This window comes from Legionella bozemanae (genome assembly GCF_900450575.1).
Classification (GTDB): domain Bacteria; phylum Pseudomonadota; class Gammaproteobacteria; order Legionellales; family Legionellaceae; genus Legionella; species Legionella bozemanae.
On sequence record NZ_UGGY01000003.1, the window covers coordinates 1 to 15,107 of the forward strand.

Here is a 15,107-nt window from a genome sequence, read left to right on the forward strand (position 1 = left end):
ATGTTCGCTGAGAAAACAATACGTAAACATGTAACAATTATTCATGCATACTCTTTAATGAGCGTATTGCAACGTAAAATTGTTAATGTGCTTTTATATGAAGCAATAAAAGGGGATGGCCGCATAAATAACCATCAAAACTCGGTGGCTGTGGAATGTAATATGCCTTTTTCTAAACTGTCAAAAGCAGTTAAGTTCAATAGTAATAATACCCAATATCTAAAGGAGTCCATTGATGGGTTGGCATCATTAAAAATAGAATGGAATTTATTGAAAGATAAGGTGCCTACAGATATCTCTTTTTTAAATTTACGAGTATTACATGGTGCACCTACATTCTATCAAGATAATACCATCAATTTTTCTTTTCATAAAATCATGCTTGATTTACTAGTTAACCCATCTATATACGGTACTATCGACATTGATCTGCAATCTGAATTTGAATCAAAATATGGTCATGCTCTTTATGAAAATAGCACACGTTTTATTAACTTACAAAAAAATAAAATTATTCAGTTAGATACATTTAGAAAAATTTTAGGAGTGCCTGAACATAAATATCCAAGTATGAGGGAGCTTACGAGAAATGTTATTTCTCCCTCATTAGAAGAGGTTAATGATCGTGCTAATTTTGTTGTTAGTTTGGAGCCAATAAGAGTTGGTAGGAAAGTTATTGGATTTGAGGTGTTAGTCCAGAACAAAAAAAATACAACAATATCAGAGGTAAGTTGTATTGATAGTGAAAACGAGAAGATAAATAAAGAAATAAAAGCAACTTTTGGCATATTAAATGGAGCTGTGTTAGAAAATATCATCAATAATTACTCAGAAGAATATATCCAAGAGAAGATTAACTATACCAAGAAATATGCAAAAAAAGAGCTCACAGGTTTTTATCCTATTCCATATTTTATTAGTGCTTTAAAATATGATTATAAATTTAAGGAAGAACCTAATCCTGAAGGTTCTCAAAAAAAATTATCTAATGAAGAAATTGAGTGGGAAAAGAAATTATTCGCTTTACAGGCAGAGCTCAATCATTGGGAAAAACTATCGGGTTATACTAAAGCTGGAGATAATCAAGAGCATATTAAAAACATGCAAAAATTTGTTCTGGAATCCCAAGAAAAATTAAAGAAACATTATTTAGAAAAGCCAACTAAAAGGGAGGCGGTTTAATATGAAATTTCCTGCCTTTGAACCAATTAATCTAAAAAATGATATTCAATCCCTGGAATCAAGTGATCTGTGTTTATCAAAAATTTATCCTGATAAAAATCAGGCCAGAAAATTTTTTAGCGATGCTTCACTAGAAGAACTGGCTTTGTCAATTCGGCAGCATGGAATTATACAGCCTATTCTTGTTAAAGAAATAGATCATAATAGGAATGAATATCAAATTATTGCAGGTGAACGACGTTGGCGCGCGGCTAAAATAGCCGGATTAGAAAAAATACCTGCAATCATCAGAAAATATAATAAAGCAAATGGGATGGCAGTTTCTTTAATTGAAAATATTCAAAGAGAAGATTTAAACCCATTGGAAGAAGCACAAGCCATACAACGATTAATAGAAGAGTGTTACATGACTCATGCTGAGGTTGCTGAAACTTTAGGCAGGTCTCGAACAACAGTCACTAATCTTCTTAGATTACTTACTCTCACAGATGAAGTAAAAGAAATGTTAAAAACAGGATCGTTAGAAATGGGTCATGCTAGAGCTTTGTTAAGTTTGTCGAGTGCACAACAAGCAGATACAGCAAAAATAATTATCAATAAGTCTTTATCTGTTAGGGAAACTGAAAAATTGGTTCAACACTTAAATATGCCAGAAGATAAACAAGAGTTTTTTCTAACTCCCCAATTTGAGCAAAAAACGAAAGATTGGATGGCACAACTATCGAAAAAACTTTCATCCAAGGTTAACATGCATTTTAATTATGGTGGCAAAGGGAGGGTGGTTATAAGTTTTGACTCTTTAGAAGAAGCGGACTGGTTGATGTCACATCTTAAGGTGGAAGGGTAGGGATATTTTTTTATTCACAAAATTGGTGGATAACTATGTGGAAAAATCGGGAGTTGTTTATCTTGAGTCAGTAGTTATAGTTTTACTGCGTACCGAAAAAAAGTGACCTCCAAATTTTACTTTCAGGCAACGATTGGACTACGACTAATAGTAAAAGATTGGCAAAAGCTCATCTTCTTTCTAATCACTATTGAAGTACGCTTAAAATAATATGATCATTTAATAACCAATTTGGCAGGATTAGTCATTCAAAAGAGATAGAAAATAATTTTCAATCTTTGTAGTCTGCTCACGTATAGTGCTCATGGAATATAAAAATTTTTCCATCTGCTTTTGATTAATATCACTGGCATCTATTGACTGTGAAATTGTATTAATGAAACTTGAAGCCGATTTTGTCATGCTATTGATGATAACAATTGAGTTTAAAAAATCGTGTTTTAATTTATCTTTATCCGTAGATTTCATGTTATATTCTCGTGTGCAAATAGAAAAGGTGGTTCTTTACTAACAATTGTTTTAATCCATGGCATTTTGCTAAATCGATCTCGCGAATGGCCAGTAGCAAGGCGAACGTCAATAAACCCTTTATCAAAAAGGAGTTTTGCGCAATCCTCGCCTCTGATATTGTTTCCTAGATCTGAATCGATATAAATCAGAGTATTCTTACCATAACTATTTATTTCATTTAGGAACTCATCAAATGAGGAATATGTTGAAATACTTTGCCCAGCCTCTTCAGCAGCAAAGATCCAAGTCATTCGCATCATTTCATCGTCATCAATAAAAACCACCGTGCTTATATGTTCTTTCTTTGGAATCTGAATAATTTTAATATAGGGTACGTAAGATTTTGGTATGATTTTAACGCCAATATTTTCGCACCGATTTCGTATAGCAATATCTTCAAAGCAACTGGTAACTAAAATAGCTTTGCCATTTAAATTAAGCTCTTCAATCACATCTAAACCATTTTTAACATCAGCGAGAAGCTCATAATCCATTAAATATAGTATTGGCATTTCTGGATCAACTTTATACTGTAATAACTCGGTCGCGGTATAAAAATGAAACATTTTGACGTGTGAAATATTTGAAAATCTTTCATTCCATGCATCATGAATAGATATATCGTCATCTAATACGACAATATTAGTACCATGCCTAATATTCATTGAGTCACAGAACCAGCTAGGGTGGTTAGACCGAATTAGAGTGATCTGAATTTTTGTCCCAACTTTTTCTTCTGAGTGAATATGCATTGAACCATTGATTTGCTCTAAATATTGTTTAGCATAAGATAAGCCAAAACCAGCACCAGCTTTTTTATTAAAGCTAAATCCTTGCTCCGTAACCTTTGGCAAGATATCGGGAGGAATGCCGCAGCCATTATCTTCAATAATAATTTCGACATGGGTAGTATTGCATGTTAGAGAGATAATAATAGAGCCATTAGAATTAACTGCCTCAATACCATTATTAATGAGATTGGATAGAACCCGCTTAAAAGAATCAGGGTGTATGTTAGAAAAACAATTATATGAGTAGTCCGATCCAAGTAAGTTGATTTGGATGTTGGTTCCGTAATATTCATATCTTTTTTCTGCAACGATGTTATCTAAAACAACAAATATTAATTCTGGAGAATTATTCATATTTATTTCGCTATTCTTACAGTCAAGCAAATTATTTTTTGATTGTAAAAGTAAGTTATTAGCAATATCATTGATTCTTTTAGCTGCATTTCTGATCATAATGCGTTTATTTTCAGGAATCGATGTTACATCAGATACTGCAGTGTTTATTGCCGCTAATGGTGATCGAATATCGTGAGCAACAAGCTCAGCAATATTTTTTCTTACCTCGTAATAGGCTTTTTCTTTCTGTAGATTGATTATTTCTCGATGTTCATCAATAAATTTATTAGCAATTTGTCTATATTCATTAATTTCAACTTTTGAAAAATCAACAGCATTATTAGTTTGATGTGATGAAATGAAATCGAGCAAGTATTCAGTATTGTTTGCTATTTTTTTTCTCATGGAAAGGAATAGAAATAAGAAATTGAAAAGAAATATTCCAAGTACGATCAATAAAATTAACAAAAGACCATAGGAAACTGGCAAAGTATAGATGGAATTATATTGCTTACTTGCAACCACTGACCCTAATATCTTCTCATCATTTTTAATTAATGTTATACCAGAAATTTGTCCATTGTCTTTTTTGCATAGAAGGTAATTGTTTTTGCTGTTTTCTTCGCAAGTACCTACATCTTCTATTTTATTTTTTAAAGCAACAAATTTTATTGAGTCTAGTTTGCGCTCATTACCTAAGTTGTATAGTACTAAATCAAGAGCATCCTTATTATTAAGCAGCTGATATCTACCAATTTCATCCGTGGTAAATGAATCATTAATAATTAAATTTCTGGAAAAGATACTCATCTGATTATGAAAATAATCTCTTGCTAGCATGAGTATAAATCCAAAAATAATAAATTGGATTAGAGCAGAATATGCCATTTTCTTGATAAAAATTGCTTTGATTGAAGAGCTTTTATTTTTCATAAGCATATCCATTGCTATTAACTGATAAAATAATGTAATTGGTCGATCGATTAAATTGACCATTTTTTAAATAAGCCCCAGTAATTCCAGTATAATTAGTACCTAATATGCTATTTGTATTGACGCTACCGGTTCTATCCAATGCTGTTAGAATAATCTTCATCGAATCGTAAGTGTAGGCTGCCAAAACAGTGGGTTTCTCATGGTATTTTTGAATATAAATATTTTCAAATTTAGTTAAAGAATCATAGGGCTGTATAAAATCCAAATTACGGATAAAATGAGAACGAATCACTTTATCATTTAGTCGCATAAAAAATGTTTGACTGACTGAGGAACCAAAGTTTTCTGTGCCAATAAAAACAGTACTATGGTTATTCATAATATTGGCAATTTTTGCTGATGCTATTGCACCTGACAATAAAAAAACGTATTGATATTTTCGTTCATTCAAAAACTTCTTCAGTTTTCCCTCTATATCGCTGTCATTTTCTAGAAAATCGAATGTAGAATATGGTATGTGTTCTTTTTTTAGAATGCTGGAGTACACTTCCTTATACTTTAGCATCTCATCACGGTTAATTTCCGTTATAAGTAACACGTTGTTTATATTTTTATAACGATCATGTAAGTAGCTCATCATTTTTTCAGCTTGGTAATTATAGCTGGGCATAAAGATAAAAATATTCTTAGGTAATTGATCAGAATTAGTGGTGCTAGCGTAAGAAGTAAAAATAGGTACGGTGTCGTTTTTCTGTTCTTTTACAGCTAATAACAAGTCTGAAAGATATTCAAACCCAATAATTGCAGAGCAGGAATCATTTACCATTTGATTATAAATATGCATTGGCTCCAATGGTCTGTTATTATAAAAATAACTCTTAATCTCAACTTTATTAGCGGGATCACTTTCTTCTTTGGCAAGATATGCCGCATTTAAAAAAGACTGGCCATATGATTTTAAATTTTCAACAATTCTACCGGTTAAACATATTTTAATTTTTGATTGTGCGTAAACAACAGTGGATATTAGTATAGAAAATAATAATATGATGGCCTTAGAGCTACTTAATAAATTCATTTAAAAGCTCACTAAAACGATCATTCTCTTCTAGATGTGGGTAGTGAGAAGATTTATTGAAAGTTATAATTTCATGATTGTTTGACAATACTATTTGGTGTCCGTTCATGACAAAATCATGAAAACCATTTATCCATAATTTGCGGATTTTAAGCTCTTCAATATTAACAGAAAAATTTGCTTCTTTTGAATAGAGATCTTTTCTTACACTGATAAACGTGTTCGTATCTAATGGTAAATTGATATATTTTTGAACATTTTGGACCAAATTATAATATTCTAAATTGGCCCAATATAAATAAGGCCTATCTTTATTTTCTTGGAAAACTGGAGTTAATTGTTCTGATATTTCCCAGATTTTATTAAGATCAAGATTATTAATTTCATTTAATATTTTGTTATATAGCTCTAAATTACTTTTTTTCAAATAAGATAGGTCAAGCATTAAATTATTTAAACGAGGCGTTAGTATTGATTTAGCAGTAGAAACAAAAACACCAGGAATGGTAGACTCATAACTTTTGTAGTAATCAAAAAGAAGTTTTGCACCATAACTATGTCCAATCAAAGCATGGATGTTAAGATTAAAATGGTCAGCAAGGTATAAAATTATTTTTTGTAAATCATTTATATTATCTTGCTGTAATACTAGCTTTTTAATTTTATTAGATTTACCGCAATTTCGTTGATCATATAGAATAATATTGCACTGAAGAGAATTAAATAAATTATAATGATCAATAAGATACTCTATGGTTCCACAATTAAGACCAGGGCCACCATGAATGAAAAGAACATAAGGTAGACTTGAGCTTTTAGTAAATCTGACTATATAAAATTCTTGATGTGGCAAAATATCTTTTTTGTAAGCTTTCATTAGTAATTATTTTCTCGAAATATTCTGCGGATCCATACAATTGGGGCAGCAAATTTAATAGCGGTATTTTTTATTTCTTTTTTCACTAATGTGGTTTTTTCATTTAAGCAAACTAAGTCATAGCGAGCTGGTTCTTCTCCATGCCTTAAGATCCTAACGAATACTTCATCATTGTCAGCAATAATAATACAATCTTTGCCAATGGCACTCTCAATATTGTTGACTATTATACCGCCAACATAATTTCCAGGGTATAAGAAAGGGATCATGCCATCATCTCTTATAACTGTGTCAATAGAGTTTTGTAGTTCTCTGAATAGTAGTAATTCTTTAGCTATGTGGCTTTCGTCACCCTCTTGGATATCTAAATCTTTTGTGATTTTTGTGGCATTTTTACCAATGCCATGCATTAACCATGACTCTGTGCAATAAATATTTAACTCTTTGGCTCGTTTAACGATTTTTACAGCCCCCTGCTGGGATAAACCTCCTCCCCAGGCCAATTCCCATCCTTTTAATGATTGAGCAGTAAAATTAGAATCGCGACAAAAATCTTCTCGTGTAAAAGACAGAAGATGCTCGCGTATGAATCTTATTCTTTTGCCCCGAGACTCGGGGGATGAAACATTGTCTATTACAGGATTGCTCATATTTAAATAATTCAGTCAGGTGCATGTTTATTCTATGATATACCAAAATGGTTAATAAATCTTCGTAAGAATTTACCAAAAAAATTGTATAAAAAACATCAAAATACAACGCGTTATAACATATTAGGTGTAATGAATCATTATAAATTTACCATTATGGTAAAAATATTATTGTAATTTTTACCATAAACTGGTACTCTTATCTAAATAAATTATGTAAATAAAAGGACTTGTTGATGAAGTTTGATGTTGAGTTATACATTAATGCTAGGAAACAAATAGAAAAAAAGTTTCAATTATTGCCCTATGGTCCTAGATTAATTATTTATGAGCTATTAAGTCTTGCAAATCCTCTTACAGGAATTGTATCTGATATTAGTTATCGTGATCTATCAAAAGCCTTGGAGATTAAATCCGCTCCAGGTCGAGTCAATAGTGGTGTTCCATCTAAGCAAACCATCAGAAATTTCATAAAGTCTATAGAGCATGAGTGTGGCGAGTACTTTAAAGTTATAACTGAAGGGCAAAATTTAAAATTTATATTCCCAGAGGCCCCTCAGATCTATAATCAATTGATTAGAAAGAGAGAAGTTAACACAGTTCTTAATTCACCTAAATCCCTTATGGATTCTGATATAGAAGGAGATTTAGAGGTACAATCTAACATAGAAGTTAACAGAGAAGCTAACACACTCAAAAGTCCTGCAAAGAATATTAAAATATTTAATATAACTAACTCAAACAAACAAACTCAAACTGCGAATAATGATTTTTGTTGCAGCAAAAAACAAATTGATGACGATTTTTACCCAAACACAAAAACAATTGAAATGGCATTTTCCATGGGGCTCACCAAAGTTACCGATTTAAAAGAAATTCAGGCATTCATAAAGCATAACAAAAAACACAACACTCAATGGGCTGATTTTAATCCTGTATTCATTAACTGGTTGGAAAGAGATTCCCAATATACTCAAAACAAACAACAAAAGGCACAAGGACAATTAAGGAGCCATCACAATGAGCGTGGTACCAATCAAAGCACTTTTAACCAAACAGCACTTGAACGAGTTAGCCAGCAGCATGGCATTTCAATCGATTCACTCTGGGGCAACTCAGGCAGCGAGCTCAACTCCTGTGAATTTATCGAAGGAACACTTATCTACCCTCTGGATGAAACTGACTGCAATCTACGGGCAGCTTTTTATCAGTAAACATGGAGTCAAGGATACAGGAGTCTGGTTTGCTGCACTTAAAGATTTAACTCCTAAAGCATTAGATAGTGGTGTGGAACGTTTAATGACCTTGAGTAAAGGCGATAAGTTTTGTGAATTTCCACCTAATTGCCTGCAGTTTCGTGCTTTGTGCCTTGGTTTTTACAGTGATTTGCGCATGCCTTCTGCCGCTCAAGCGCATAGGGAGGTTTTAAACTGCGTTTATTCAGTGAACCCAAACTGGAGTCACGCGGTCGTTAAATTTACTGCTAAACGACTGGGTCTTAAATTTTTGGAAATTGATAATGAAGGCCATTCTTTTGCAGTATTTAAAGAGGTATACGAACAGGTATGTCATTTAATGAGACAAGGACACCAGATCCCGGAAATTAAAGAGCAGGTGTTGCTTGCAAAACCTCCATCAAAAGACATTGCAACAACACACCTTGCGAAAATACGCCAGTTATTGGGAGTTGCATAATGAAACAAATTCCATGTTTAAAACTGTTTACAAAGGAAGAGCTGTACTGTCTTTTAAATGCTTGCTCTGAGTCTTTGACTCTGGCCTATCAGGAAATCCATGAATGTGATTTATGGCACATTGCGATGAAGGCACGATTGGCATGCGAAGCGCTTCGATTCGAGATTGATTCACAAAAAAAAGAGTATTCAATTCATTAACAATAAAAGGAACACAGCATGCTAATTCTTACACGCAGAATAGGCGAAACCGTAATGATCAATGATGACATTTATATCACCGTGCTCGGTGTTAAAGGAAATCAAGTCCGCTTAGGGTTTGATGCACCACACGATGTGATTATTCATCGTCAGGAGATACATCAAAAAATCACACAAGAACAAGCTCTGTTTTTAAATAAGTCTGGCAATTGGAAGGAAGTGCAGGGCTTACAGGCTCATTAACCAACCAATCAAAAACACAATGCTAACGAGTTAAGGGAATAAAATGAATCCATGCGTTAACCAGATACAAAAGGCAATCACCACTCTGGCGTTAACAGGCTCATTTGCCTTATTGGCAAGCTGCGCGGCAACGTCAACAGTAATCGAACACCGGAATTTAGAAACAGATACAAAACTCAGCCAGACTATTTTTCTTGATCCTGTAGCTCAAAGTCAAAAAACAATTTACATCACGGTAAAAAATACCTCTCAAGAGTCATTGACCATTGATAAGTCACTAAAGAAGTCATTAGAAGAGCATGGGTATAAAGTTGTTGGAAATCCTGCCAAAGCGCATTACATGCTGCAGGCCAATATTCTTAAAGTTGGAAAAATGAGCGTGTCTGCAAGTCAATCCGCGTTAGGCGGAGGGTATGGCAGCGCTTTGGCAGGTGCTGCAACGGGCACTGCTCTGGGTGCATTAAGCGGTCATTCAAGCACAATGATTGGTGCCGGTATTGGCGGAGGAATTATTGGTTTGGCTGCGGATTCTTTAGTAAAGGCAGTTAACTACACAATGATTACAGATGTGCAAATTTCTGAGCGTGTTGGAAAAGGCGCAGTTCATGAACAGTTTAATTCCAATCTTCAAAATGGCACTGCATCTGGCACCACCCAGACATCGAGTAAACATAGTGATTATCAACGCTATCGAACACGGGTGGTATCCAATGCAGATAAAGTAAATCTGTCTTTTGCACAAGCGCGACCAGCACTTGAACAAGGTTTGGTAAAAACATTAGCGGGCATCTTTTGATGCAGCCTGACTAGAGCTCTATGAAAAAAGCGCATATGCCTTAAAAAAACAATAATCAGTTAAAGAGGGAATAGTAATGAGAATCAATGTAATAGCAGGAATTATCATCACAGCACTGGGTTCACAATGTGTTATTGCAAATAATTTAAATAACTATGATTTAGAAAGACGAATTTTTGATGTGTCTTACCAATTAAACCAGATAGCCGAAGAACACACCATCGATTTATGTTCTGGAGATGTCGCAATTGCTGCAGCCTACCTGGAGTCAGCGGGACATGACTTGCAGCATCAAAACAAAGACAGGGCGCTGGTTTCTACTGCCTATGGGCACAATGAATTAAAAGAAATCAGCAATGCAAGAAGTTACTGTGTTCATCTAGCATCGAAGACAAAACCCTATCTTGCAAAAGTCATCGTGATGAAGAGTGAACTTGAGAACATCACCATTTCAGATACAGATCAGACATCGGATTAATTTTAAAGAATGAAAAAAGGAGTACCTAATGAACGTAATTAAAATACTTATGTTGTCGATGACACTCTTGGTTGGAAATGGAATGGCTTATGCTGAGCCAGAGACAGGGCTTGAAAACAACGTAAAACTTAATCAGGTACTTACAGCCAATATTCCAATGAATGAGGAACAAGATGTTGAATATTTCAAACACATATTTACTAATGGAGGCCTTTATGAGTTTTTGTTGGCTCTGAATACCGAGGTGCCAGAACTATCTAAAACAGCGGAGTATGTAGCTTTGTACAAAAAACTGGATTTAACAAACCAGGTGTTGTCACAAATTTTAGCGGAACTGAAAAAGAACAATCAATTATTAAGCCAAAGGAGTGACTATGGATGAGTAAGCACTCTTTTTAAAACTGCGATTCATTAAATAAAAAGAATAAAAAATGAGCACAAAGAGGGGCTCAGGGGATTTTTTTACCTAAAAAACGGAGATTTATCAAAAATGAAACAAAATAAGCTTAAAAAATCATCAGTATTCCTGACTACTTTGCTTTTATCAGGAGCCCTGTTTTCGGCTTCTCTGGATAAAGAGGCGTTGGCTTCAGAGTGCCAATTCTTGGGCGCTAGTTTGAGCCAGTTGGCAAAAGCCAACCTCAAAGAGTATTGCACCACCGATGTAGATTATTCAGGAAGTATGCTGGAGCAATCTGCCGCCCTAATTCGAAGCGAACGCATGGAGCTCGCACGGGGCAATCTCGATCTTGCAAATAGAACCTTAGCACGCGTTGCCTCTAGTTATAACGATTGTCCTTATTTTTCATCAATGACACGACCTTTTACACAAAAAATAAATCATTTAATTCACGAATTGGATTCACTCAATCAGCATTCATCAAACTAAAGGAGAGCATTATGAATGTCAGTGCAGTAATCAGAAAAAGCAGTATCAAGCTTCATGAATTTATACAGCGGTCAGTCCCCTTGTTGGTCTTAAGTTGGGTCGTTGTTTTATGCCTTACCAGCACGGGACATGCAGAAGGCCAAAATTATTTAAGTGGGGTGAAAAGTGACGTCAGTGCAACCTTCGGTAAGAATTCGGATTTGCCTGGGTATTTGTATGCAGGAGAAACGCTGGTGGCGGGCGTTACCTGGATGAAAACCAAAAGTCCTTGGGTGTTTGTGGGATTGCCTTTACTCATGATCTTCACGCATTGGGGTTTAAGTTATGTCGCATAACTATTCCACATTTATGTTGTCAGAGGAGCCACGCATAGCAGGGATTCCTTTGACCACTGGATTACCCGTGTATTTGCTCACGGGTATTGGATTACTAATCGGTTATGCACCGCAGCTTTTTGTGATTGGGGCCGTTTTAAGTTTAATCATGCATGTTCAGTTTGGTGGGCTGCCTTTACGGGTTTTATTAGGAATTATTTATTGGTCCTTACCGCATGCCATGACGACGCTTATTTTTAGGTCATTCCCTAATTCAGCGCATCGAATCTATGTAGGGTGAGTTTATGAACAGTGTATTTCGTGACAATGTGCTTTTAAAAAATAAAGTGTTGCTTCATCTGACACTGGCTTGGGCAGTCACTGCAACCATTGCGGTGTTCATTTTAGGTGGGCTTTGTGTTCATGTTGTTAATAACAAAGAAACTCATTGGTTGCCCATTTGTACTGAGGACGGGTACTTCTTGAGTAACTCTTCTTTTTCACCTTCCTATATTAAAGACATGACTAAGAAGGTCATCCAGTTACGATTAACCTACAATCCAGATACGGTAGCCGCTCGATTTGCTTCGCTAGTTCATTTAATTCCTGCATCTCATCAAGAGGCATTCAAAACCATTCTGGACTCAGAGTCTTCTGTGGTGAAAGAAAAAAATATTAGTTCCGTATTTTATGAAAAGAACATTCACATTGATGAATCCACCCTGCAAGCCAAGGTAGACGGAACGTTAAATCGAACCAGTCATGGTCTTGAAGTGAAGCCACAAAAGAAAGTGTATTTAGTCCAGTTTGCGCACCTTAACGGGATGATGTGGCCTAAGACTATTAAGGAGGTTCATCAATGAAATCACTTCAAATCCTCATGTTAAGTAGCGTGCTTTCTACCTCACTGCATGCAGGCAATACAGCAGCCACGCTTAAATTTGAAGAAGGGGAGCGATTTGCGCTGTCTTTGTCTTCTCTTAACTTTAATCGTATTGATGTAGAAGGCGAGCGAATTGTTAAAGTCAGCTTCCCTGAACACTCCTTTATTGTAGAACAAAGCTTCGATGCAGAGGATGATTTGGATGGTGCTGTGGTTTTAAAGCCATTAGCGCATATTCCGTTAACCGTCTATTTCACAACCAATCTGAATCATCATTTCTCAGCCACCATATCTCCGATTGAAGATTTGGGTAAAACCATTAAATTGGTATCCAAAAAATTAAAAGGGTTTGATTACGCTAAGGCGCAAGAACAGAGCCAATACCAACAAAGTGATTTAATGACGGCGCTTATGGAGGGCACCACACCTTCTGGTTTTCAAGAAGTGAGTATTAAACCCACGACCTTTCGTTTGCATAAACAGTTAAAAGTAACCCTGGTGAAACAAGTCCGAGGCAAAGAGTCTTCGGGCTATGTGTATCGCATCGAAAATCAATCCCAAAAACCAATGGAGTTAACTCCAGCATTATTTGAACACCCCAAACTGATCTCGATGGAGCTGTCAGAAAAAATATTGCAACCCAGCCAAACCGCCTATTTCTATGGCATTTACCGTGAACAATCCAACATGGGGTAATAAGGAAGCGTGTCATGATGAAATCTCTTAAAAAGTTAATAAAGAAAAGTAAAAAAGCCAATCTTAATCAAAGTGCCAAAATGGAGCAGCTCCGTAATGGCTTGGCTTTTCTGCTGCTTGGTGGTTTGTGTTATGGATTTTATCTGTATTCGTCAAAGCCACAATCTACGCTTCCTACAAATAAAAAACCAATATTTGATGGGGTATTAGACAGCGCCTTTAGCAAATTAAGTGATGAGGCAGTACTTGAAAAACAACAACGCCAAATTGATGCGCTCAAAGCGTTGGTAGAAAAAAATAAAAAGAGCTCGCCCAATAAATCAGAAGATTTGGTTTCCAAAAACCAAGCGTTATTAAGCGCCATGCAAAAACAATTAGAAAAGCTTGCGCTTGAAAATAAAGAAATCAACGGAAAACTACAGGTGGCGTTGCTTAAAAATTCACAAACCAGTTTAGCTGCTGTGGCCCCAAGACCGCCTACACGTGAAGAAATAGAGGCTCGTCATAAACAACGGATTTTGGATGAAAAAGCCTATTATGGCAAAGCAGGTCTTGAAACGGTTCATTTTAATTACCGTCGTCAACAAAAAGAAGAGCGTACACCGGATAATTATGTATGGGCAGGAACCCATGCTGAGGGCATTTTACTGAGCGGGGCAAAAGGGGATGCTGGGATTAATGGTGCTAAAAATATGGGAACGGCACTGATTCGCCTGGATTCTAATGGAATTATGCCCAACAACCGCCATTCACGCCTTAATGGCTGCCTTGCTATTGTCTCTACGTATGGTGATTTGTCCGATGATGCAGTAGTGATGCACCTTGAAACCCTTTCGTGTGCGAAACCTAATTTAAGTTTTGAACAAAAGGTGTATGGCGCAGTGTATGACTTGGATGCGATGCAAGACTTACGTGGTACATCCATTTTAAAAACCAAACCTCTTTTAGAATACAGTGCGGCTGCAGGGATTTTAGCAGGCTTTGGGGATGGGCTTAAAAACCTCAATACAGCTCAGACCATTAATCCAGGCGCAGGCACCATTACGACTTATGGTCAGGCCTCTACGCTGATGCAATCAGCAGCAGGAGGGGCGGTGAGTAATCCGGCCAATAAAATCTCCGACTACATCATGAAAATCGCCGATATTTATCACCCTCTGGTGGTGGCACGTGCAGGACGGCGTGTATCCATCATGTTCACCAAAGGCTTTTGGATTGATAGGGCGCACCAATCGTTTGAATCGGGTAAATCCATTGATAATCAATCGGCTCAAAATGAGGCCGCGATTACAACAACCATTAGCCGAGCAGGCGGTGAAGGTGGGGAGAGTAGCAGTGGAGAATCAACTGCTCCGCAATCCACGTTCCAATCCGATACGCAAAGGGCGCAGCAATTCTTGAATCAGAATGGGATGCCCAATCAACCACTCTTTTCAACAGTTAATCCTACAGGAGACGTACATGGTTAAAGCTTGGTTTGTTTTGTTCTGTTGTTGTTCGGCAGTGACGCTTACGGGGTGTTCACGCTCCATTTTTGATCATCAAGATGTTCGCTGTCCTTTTGTCGAGCGTGGTGGGTGCCAAAGCATGGAGCAGGTGAATCGTATGGTGGATGCACGGCGATTTACACCGGATGGGCAATACGTGCAACAAGAGCAATGCGTAGGCTGCAGTGCTTATTCAAAATAAATGAAACGGAACTTTTT

The 15,107-nt window shown here is 36.1% G+C and carries 20 protein-coding genes; 16 read left to right on the plus strand and 4 right to left on the minus strand.

What is annotated here, in order from left to right; all coding sequences use genetic code 11:
* A partial coding sequence (locus tag DY223_RS17280; RefSeq protein ID WP_058460921.1) for a replication initiation protein occupies window positions 1–1,182 on the plus strand: 1,182 nt, incomplete at its 5' end.
* A gap of 1 nt (window position 1,183) precedes the next feature.
* Entirely contained in the window at window positions 1,184–2,029 is an 846-nt protein-coding gene (locus DY223_RS17285; RefSeq protein WP_058460920.1) for a ParB/RepB/Spo0J family partition protein, read from the plus strand.
* Between the two features lie 464 nt (window positions 2,030–2,493).
* On the opposite strand, the gene DY223_RS17295 is transcribed toward DY223_RS17285, so the two are convergent.
* From DY223_RS17295 to DY223_RS17310, 4 genes are read right to left on the minus strand one after another with little or no spacing between them, the layout of a single operon-like run.
* Window positions 2,494–4,599, minus strand: a complete 2,106-nt coding sequence (locus DY223_RS17295; RefSeq protein WP_058460918.1) for a sensor histidine kinase — start codon at window positions 4,597–4,599, stop codon at window positions 2,494–2,496.
* The gene (locus tag DY223_RS17300; protein WP_058460917.1) at window positions 4,589–5,680 is read right to left on the minus strand and encodes a type 1 periplasmic-binding domain-containing protein; all 1,092 of its coding nucleotides are present in this window, start codon (window positions 5,678–5,680) and stop codon (window positions 4,589–4,591) included. The genes DY223_RS17295 and DY223_RS17300 overlap by 11 nt, the downstream gene beginning before the upstream one ends.
* Window positions 5,664–6,557, minus strand: a complete 894-nt coding sequence (locus DY223_RS17305; RefSeq protein WP_058460916.1) for an alpha/beta fold hydrolase — start codon at window positions 6,555–6,557, stop codon at window positions 5,664–5,666. The genes DY223_RS17300 and DY223_RS17305 overlap by 17 nt, the downstream gene beginning before the upstream one ends.
* The gene (locus DY223_RS17310) at window positions 6,557–7,060 is read right to left on the minus strand and encodes a hypothetical protein (protein ID WP_235810596.1); all 504 of its coding nucleotides are present in this window, start codon (window positions 7,058–7,060) and stop codon (window positions 6,557–6,559) included. Before DY223_RS17310 ends, DY223_RS17305 begins: the two co-directional genes overlap by 1 nt.
* Before the next feature lie 383 nt (window positions 7,061–7,443).
* On the opposite strand from DY223_RS17310, the gene DY223_RS17315 reads away from it, so the two are divergent.
* The 14 genes from DY223_RS17315 to DY223_RS17380 all read left to right on the plus strand — a co-directional run bounded on the left by DY223_RS17315 (window position 7,444) and on the right by DY223_RS17380 (window position 15,090).
* A complete protein-coding gene (locus DY223_RS17315) occupies window positions 7,444–8,421 on the plus strand; it encodes a hypothetical protein (protein WP_058460914.1) in 978 nt (325 codons plus the stop codon).
* Complete coding sequence (locus tag DY223_RS17320; RefSeq protein ID WP_058460913.1) at window positions 8,381–8,902, plus strand: hypothetical protein; 522 nt, start codon at window positions 8,381–8,383, stop codon at window positions 8,900–8,902. The genes DY223_RS17315 and DY223_RS17320 overlap by 41 nt, the downstream gene beginning before the upstream one ends.
* Window positions 8,902–9,102, plus strand: coding sequence for a hypothetical protein (locus DY223_RS17325; RefSeq protein WP_058460912.1), 201 nt, complete (start codon window positions 8,902–8,904; stop codon window positions 9,100–9,102). Before DY223_RS17320 ends, DY223_RS17325 begins: the two co-directional genes overlap by 1 nt.
* Window positions 9,103–9,120: 18 nt before the next feature.
* On the plus strand, window positions 9,121–9,345 hold the full coding sequence (csrA, locus tag DY223_RS17330; protein WP_058460911.1) for a carbon storage regulator CsrA: 225 nt from the start codon (window positions 9,121–9,123) through the stop codon (window positions 9,343–9,345).
* Window positions 9,346–9,388: 43 nt separating this feature from the next.
* The gene (locus DY223_RS17335) at window positions 9,389–10,141 is read left to right on the plus strand and encodes a complement resistance protein TraT (RefSeq protein WP_058460910.1); all 753 of its coding nucleotides are present in this window, start codon (window positions 9,389–9,391) and stop codon (window positions 10,139–10,141) included.
* 76 nt (window positions 10,142–10,217) lie between these two features.
* On the plus strand, window positions 10,218–10,619 hold the full coding sequence (locus DY223_RS17340; RefSeq protein WP_058460909.1) for a hypothetical protein: 402 nt from the start codon (window positions 10,218–10,220) through the stop codon (window positions 10,617–10,619).
* Window positions 10,620–10,647: 28 nt separating this feature from the next.
* Complete coding sequence (locus DY223_RS17345; RefSeq protein WP_082642502.1) at window positions 10,648–11,001, plus strand: hypothetical protein; 354 nt, start codon at window positions 10,648–10,650, stop codon at window positions 10,999–11,001.
* 108 nt (window positions 11,002–11,109) lie between these two features.
* The gene (locus DY223_RS17350; RefSeq protein WP_058460950.1) at window positions 11,110–11,508 is read left to right on the plus strand and encodes a hypothetical protein; all 399 of its coding nucleotides are present in this window, start codon (window positions 11,110–11,112) and stop codon (window positions 11,506–11,508) included.
* Between the two features lie 11 nt (window positions 11,509–11,519).
* The gene (locus DY223_RS17355) at window positions 11,520–11,843 is read left to right on the plus strand and encodes a type IV conjugative transfer system pilin TraA (RefSeq protein ID WP_058460908.1); all 324 of its coding nucleotides are present in this window, start codon (window positions 11,520–11,522) and stop codon (window positions 11,841–11,843) included.
* Window positions 11,833–12,123 (plus strand): type IV conjugative transfer system protein TraL, encoded by a 291-nt coding sequence (gene traL / locus DY223_RS17360; RefSeq protein ID WP_058460907.1) that lies wholly within the window; start codon window positions 11,833–11,835, stop codon window positions 12,121–12,123. Before DY223_RS17355 ends, traL begins: the two co-directional genes overlap by 11 nt.
* Before the next feature lie 4 nt (window positions 12,124–12,127).
* Window positions 12,128–12,685 carry a TraE/TraK family type IV conjugative transfer system protein gene (locus tag DY223_RS17365; protein ID WP_058460906.1) on the plus strand — a complete coding sequence of 186 codons (558 nt, stop codon included), beginning with the start codon at window positions 12,128–12,130 and terminating at the stop codon, window positions 12,683–12,685.
* Window positions 12,682–13,401 (plus strand): type-F conjugative transfer system secretin TraK, encoded by a 720-nt coding sequence (traK, locus tag DY223_RS17370; protein ID WP_058460905.1) that lies wholly within the window; start codon window positions 12,682–12,684, stop codon window positions 13,399–13,401. Before DY223_RS17365 ends, traK begins: the two co-directional genes overlap by 4 nt.
* A 14-nt stretch (window positions 13,402–13,415) precedes the next feature.
* A complete protein-coding gene (locus DY223_RS17375) occupies window positions 13,416–14,870 on the plus strand; it encodes a TraB/VirB10 family protein (protein WP_115684384.1) in 1,455 nt (484 codons plus the stop codon).
* Complete coding sequence (locus DY223_RS17380; protein ID WP_011212483.1) at window positions 14,863–15,090, plus strand: hypothetical protein; 228 nt, start codon at window positions 14,863–14,865, stop codon at window positions 15,088–15,090. The genes DY223_RS17375 and DY223_RS17380 overlap by 8 nt, the downstream gene beginning before the upstream one ends.
* Window positions 15,091–15,107 lie beyond the last annotated feature (17 nt).

Coding starts and splice junctions, on each gene's coding strand:
- DY223_RS17285 (WP_058460920.1), top strand. CDS start 1,184: ATGAAATTTCCTGCCTTTGAACCAATTAATCTAAAAAATGATATTCAA.
- DY223_RS17345 (WP_082642502.1), top strand. CDS start 10,648: ATGAACGTAATTAAAATACTTATGTTGTCGATGACACTCTTGGTTGGA.
- DY223_RS17335 (WP_058460910.1), top strand. CDS start 9,389: ATGAATCCATGCGTTAACCAGATACAAAAGGCAATCACCACTCTGGCG.
- DY223_RS17295 (WP_058460918.1), bottom strand. CDS start 4,599: ATGAAAAATAAAAGCTCTTCAATCAAAGCAATTTTTATCAAGAAAATG.
- traL (WP_058460907.1), top strand. CDS start 11,833: ATGTCGCATAACTATTCCACATTTATGTTGTCAGAGGAGCCACGCATA.
- DY223_RS17340 (WP_058460909.1), top strand. CDS start 10,218: ATGAGAATCAATGTAATAGCAGGAATTATCATCACAGCACTGGGTTCA.
- DY223_RS17380 (WP_011212483.1), top strand. CDS start 14,863: ATGGTTAAAGCTTGGTTTGTTTTGTTCTGTTGTTGTTCGGCAGTGACG.
- DY223_RS17320 (WP_058460913.1), top strand. CDS start 8,381: ATGAAACTGACTGCAATCTACGGGCAGCTTTTTATCAGTAAACATGGA.
- DY223_RS17365 (WP_058460906.1), top strand. CDS start 12,128: ATGAACAGTGTATTTCGTGACAATGTGCTTTTAAAAAATAAAGTGTTG.
- DY223_RS17325 (WP_058460912.1), top strand. CDS start 8,902: ATGAAACAAATTCCATGTTTAAAACTGTTTACAAAGGAAGAGCTGTAC.
- DY223_RS17375 (WP_115684384.1), top strand. CDS start 13,416: ATGATGAAATCTCTTAAAAAGTTAATAAAGAAAAGTAAAAAAGCCAAT.
- csrA (WP_058460911.1), top strand. CDS start 9,121: ATGCTAATTCTTACACGCAGAATAGGCGAAACCGTAATGATCAATGAT.
- DY223_RS17350 (WP_058460950.1), top strand. CDS start 11,110: ATGAAACAAAATAAGCTTAAAAAATCATCAGTATTCCTGACTACTTTG.
- DY223_RS17305 (WP_058460916.1), bottom strand. CDS start 6,557: ATGAAAGCTTACAAAAAAGATATTTTGCCACATCAAGAATTTTATATA.
- traK (WP_058460905.1), top strand. CDS start 12,682: ATGAAATCACTTCAAATCCTCATGTTAAGTAGCGTGCTTTCTACCTCA.
- DY223_RS17300 (WP_058460917.1), bottom strand. CDS start 5,680: ATGAATTTATTAAGTAGCTCTAAGGCCATCATATTATTATTTTCTATA.
- DY223_RS17355 (WP_058460908.1), top strand. CDS start 11,520: ATGAATGTCAGTGCAGTAATCAGAAAAAGCAGTATCAAGCTTCATGAA.
- DY223_RS17315 (WP_058460914.1), top strand. CDS start 7,444: ATGAAGTTTGATGTTGAGTTATACATTAATGCTAGGAAACAAATAGAA.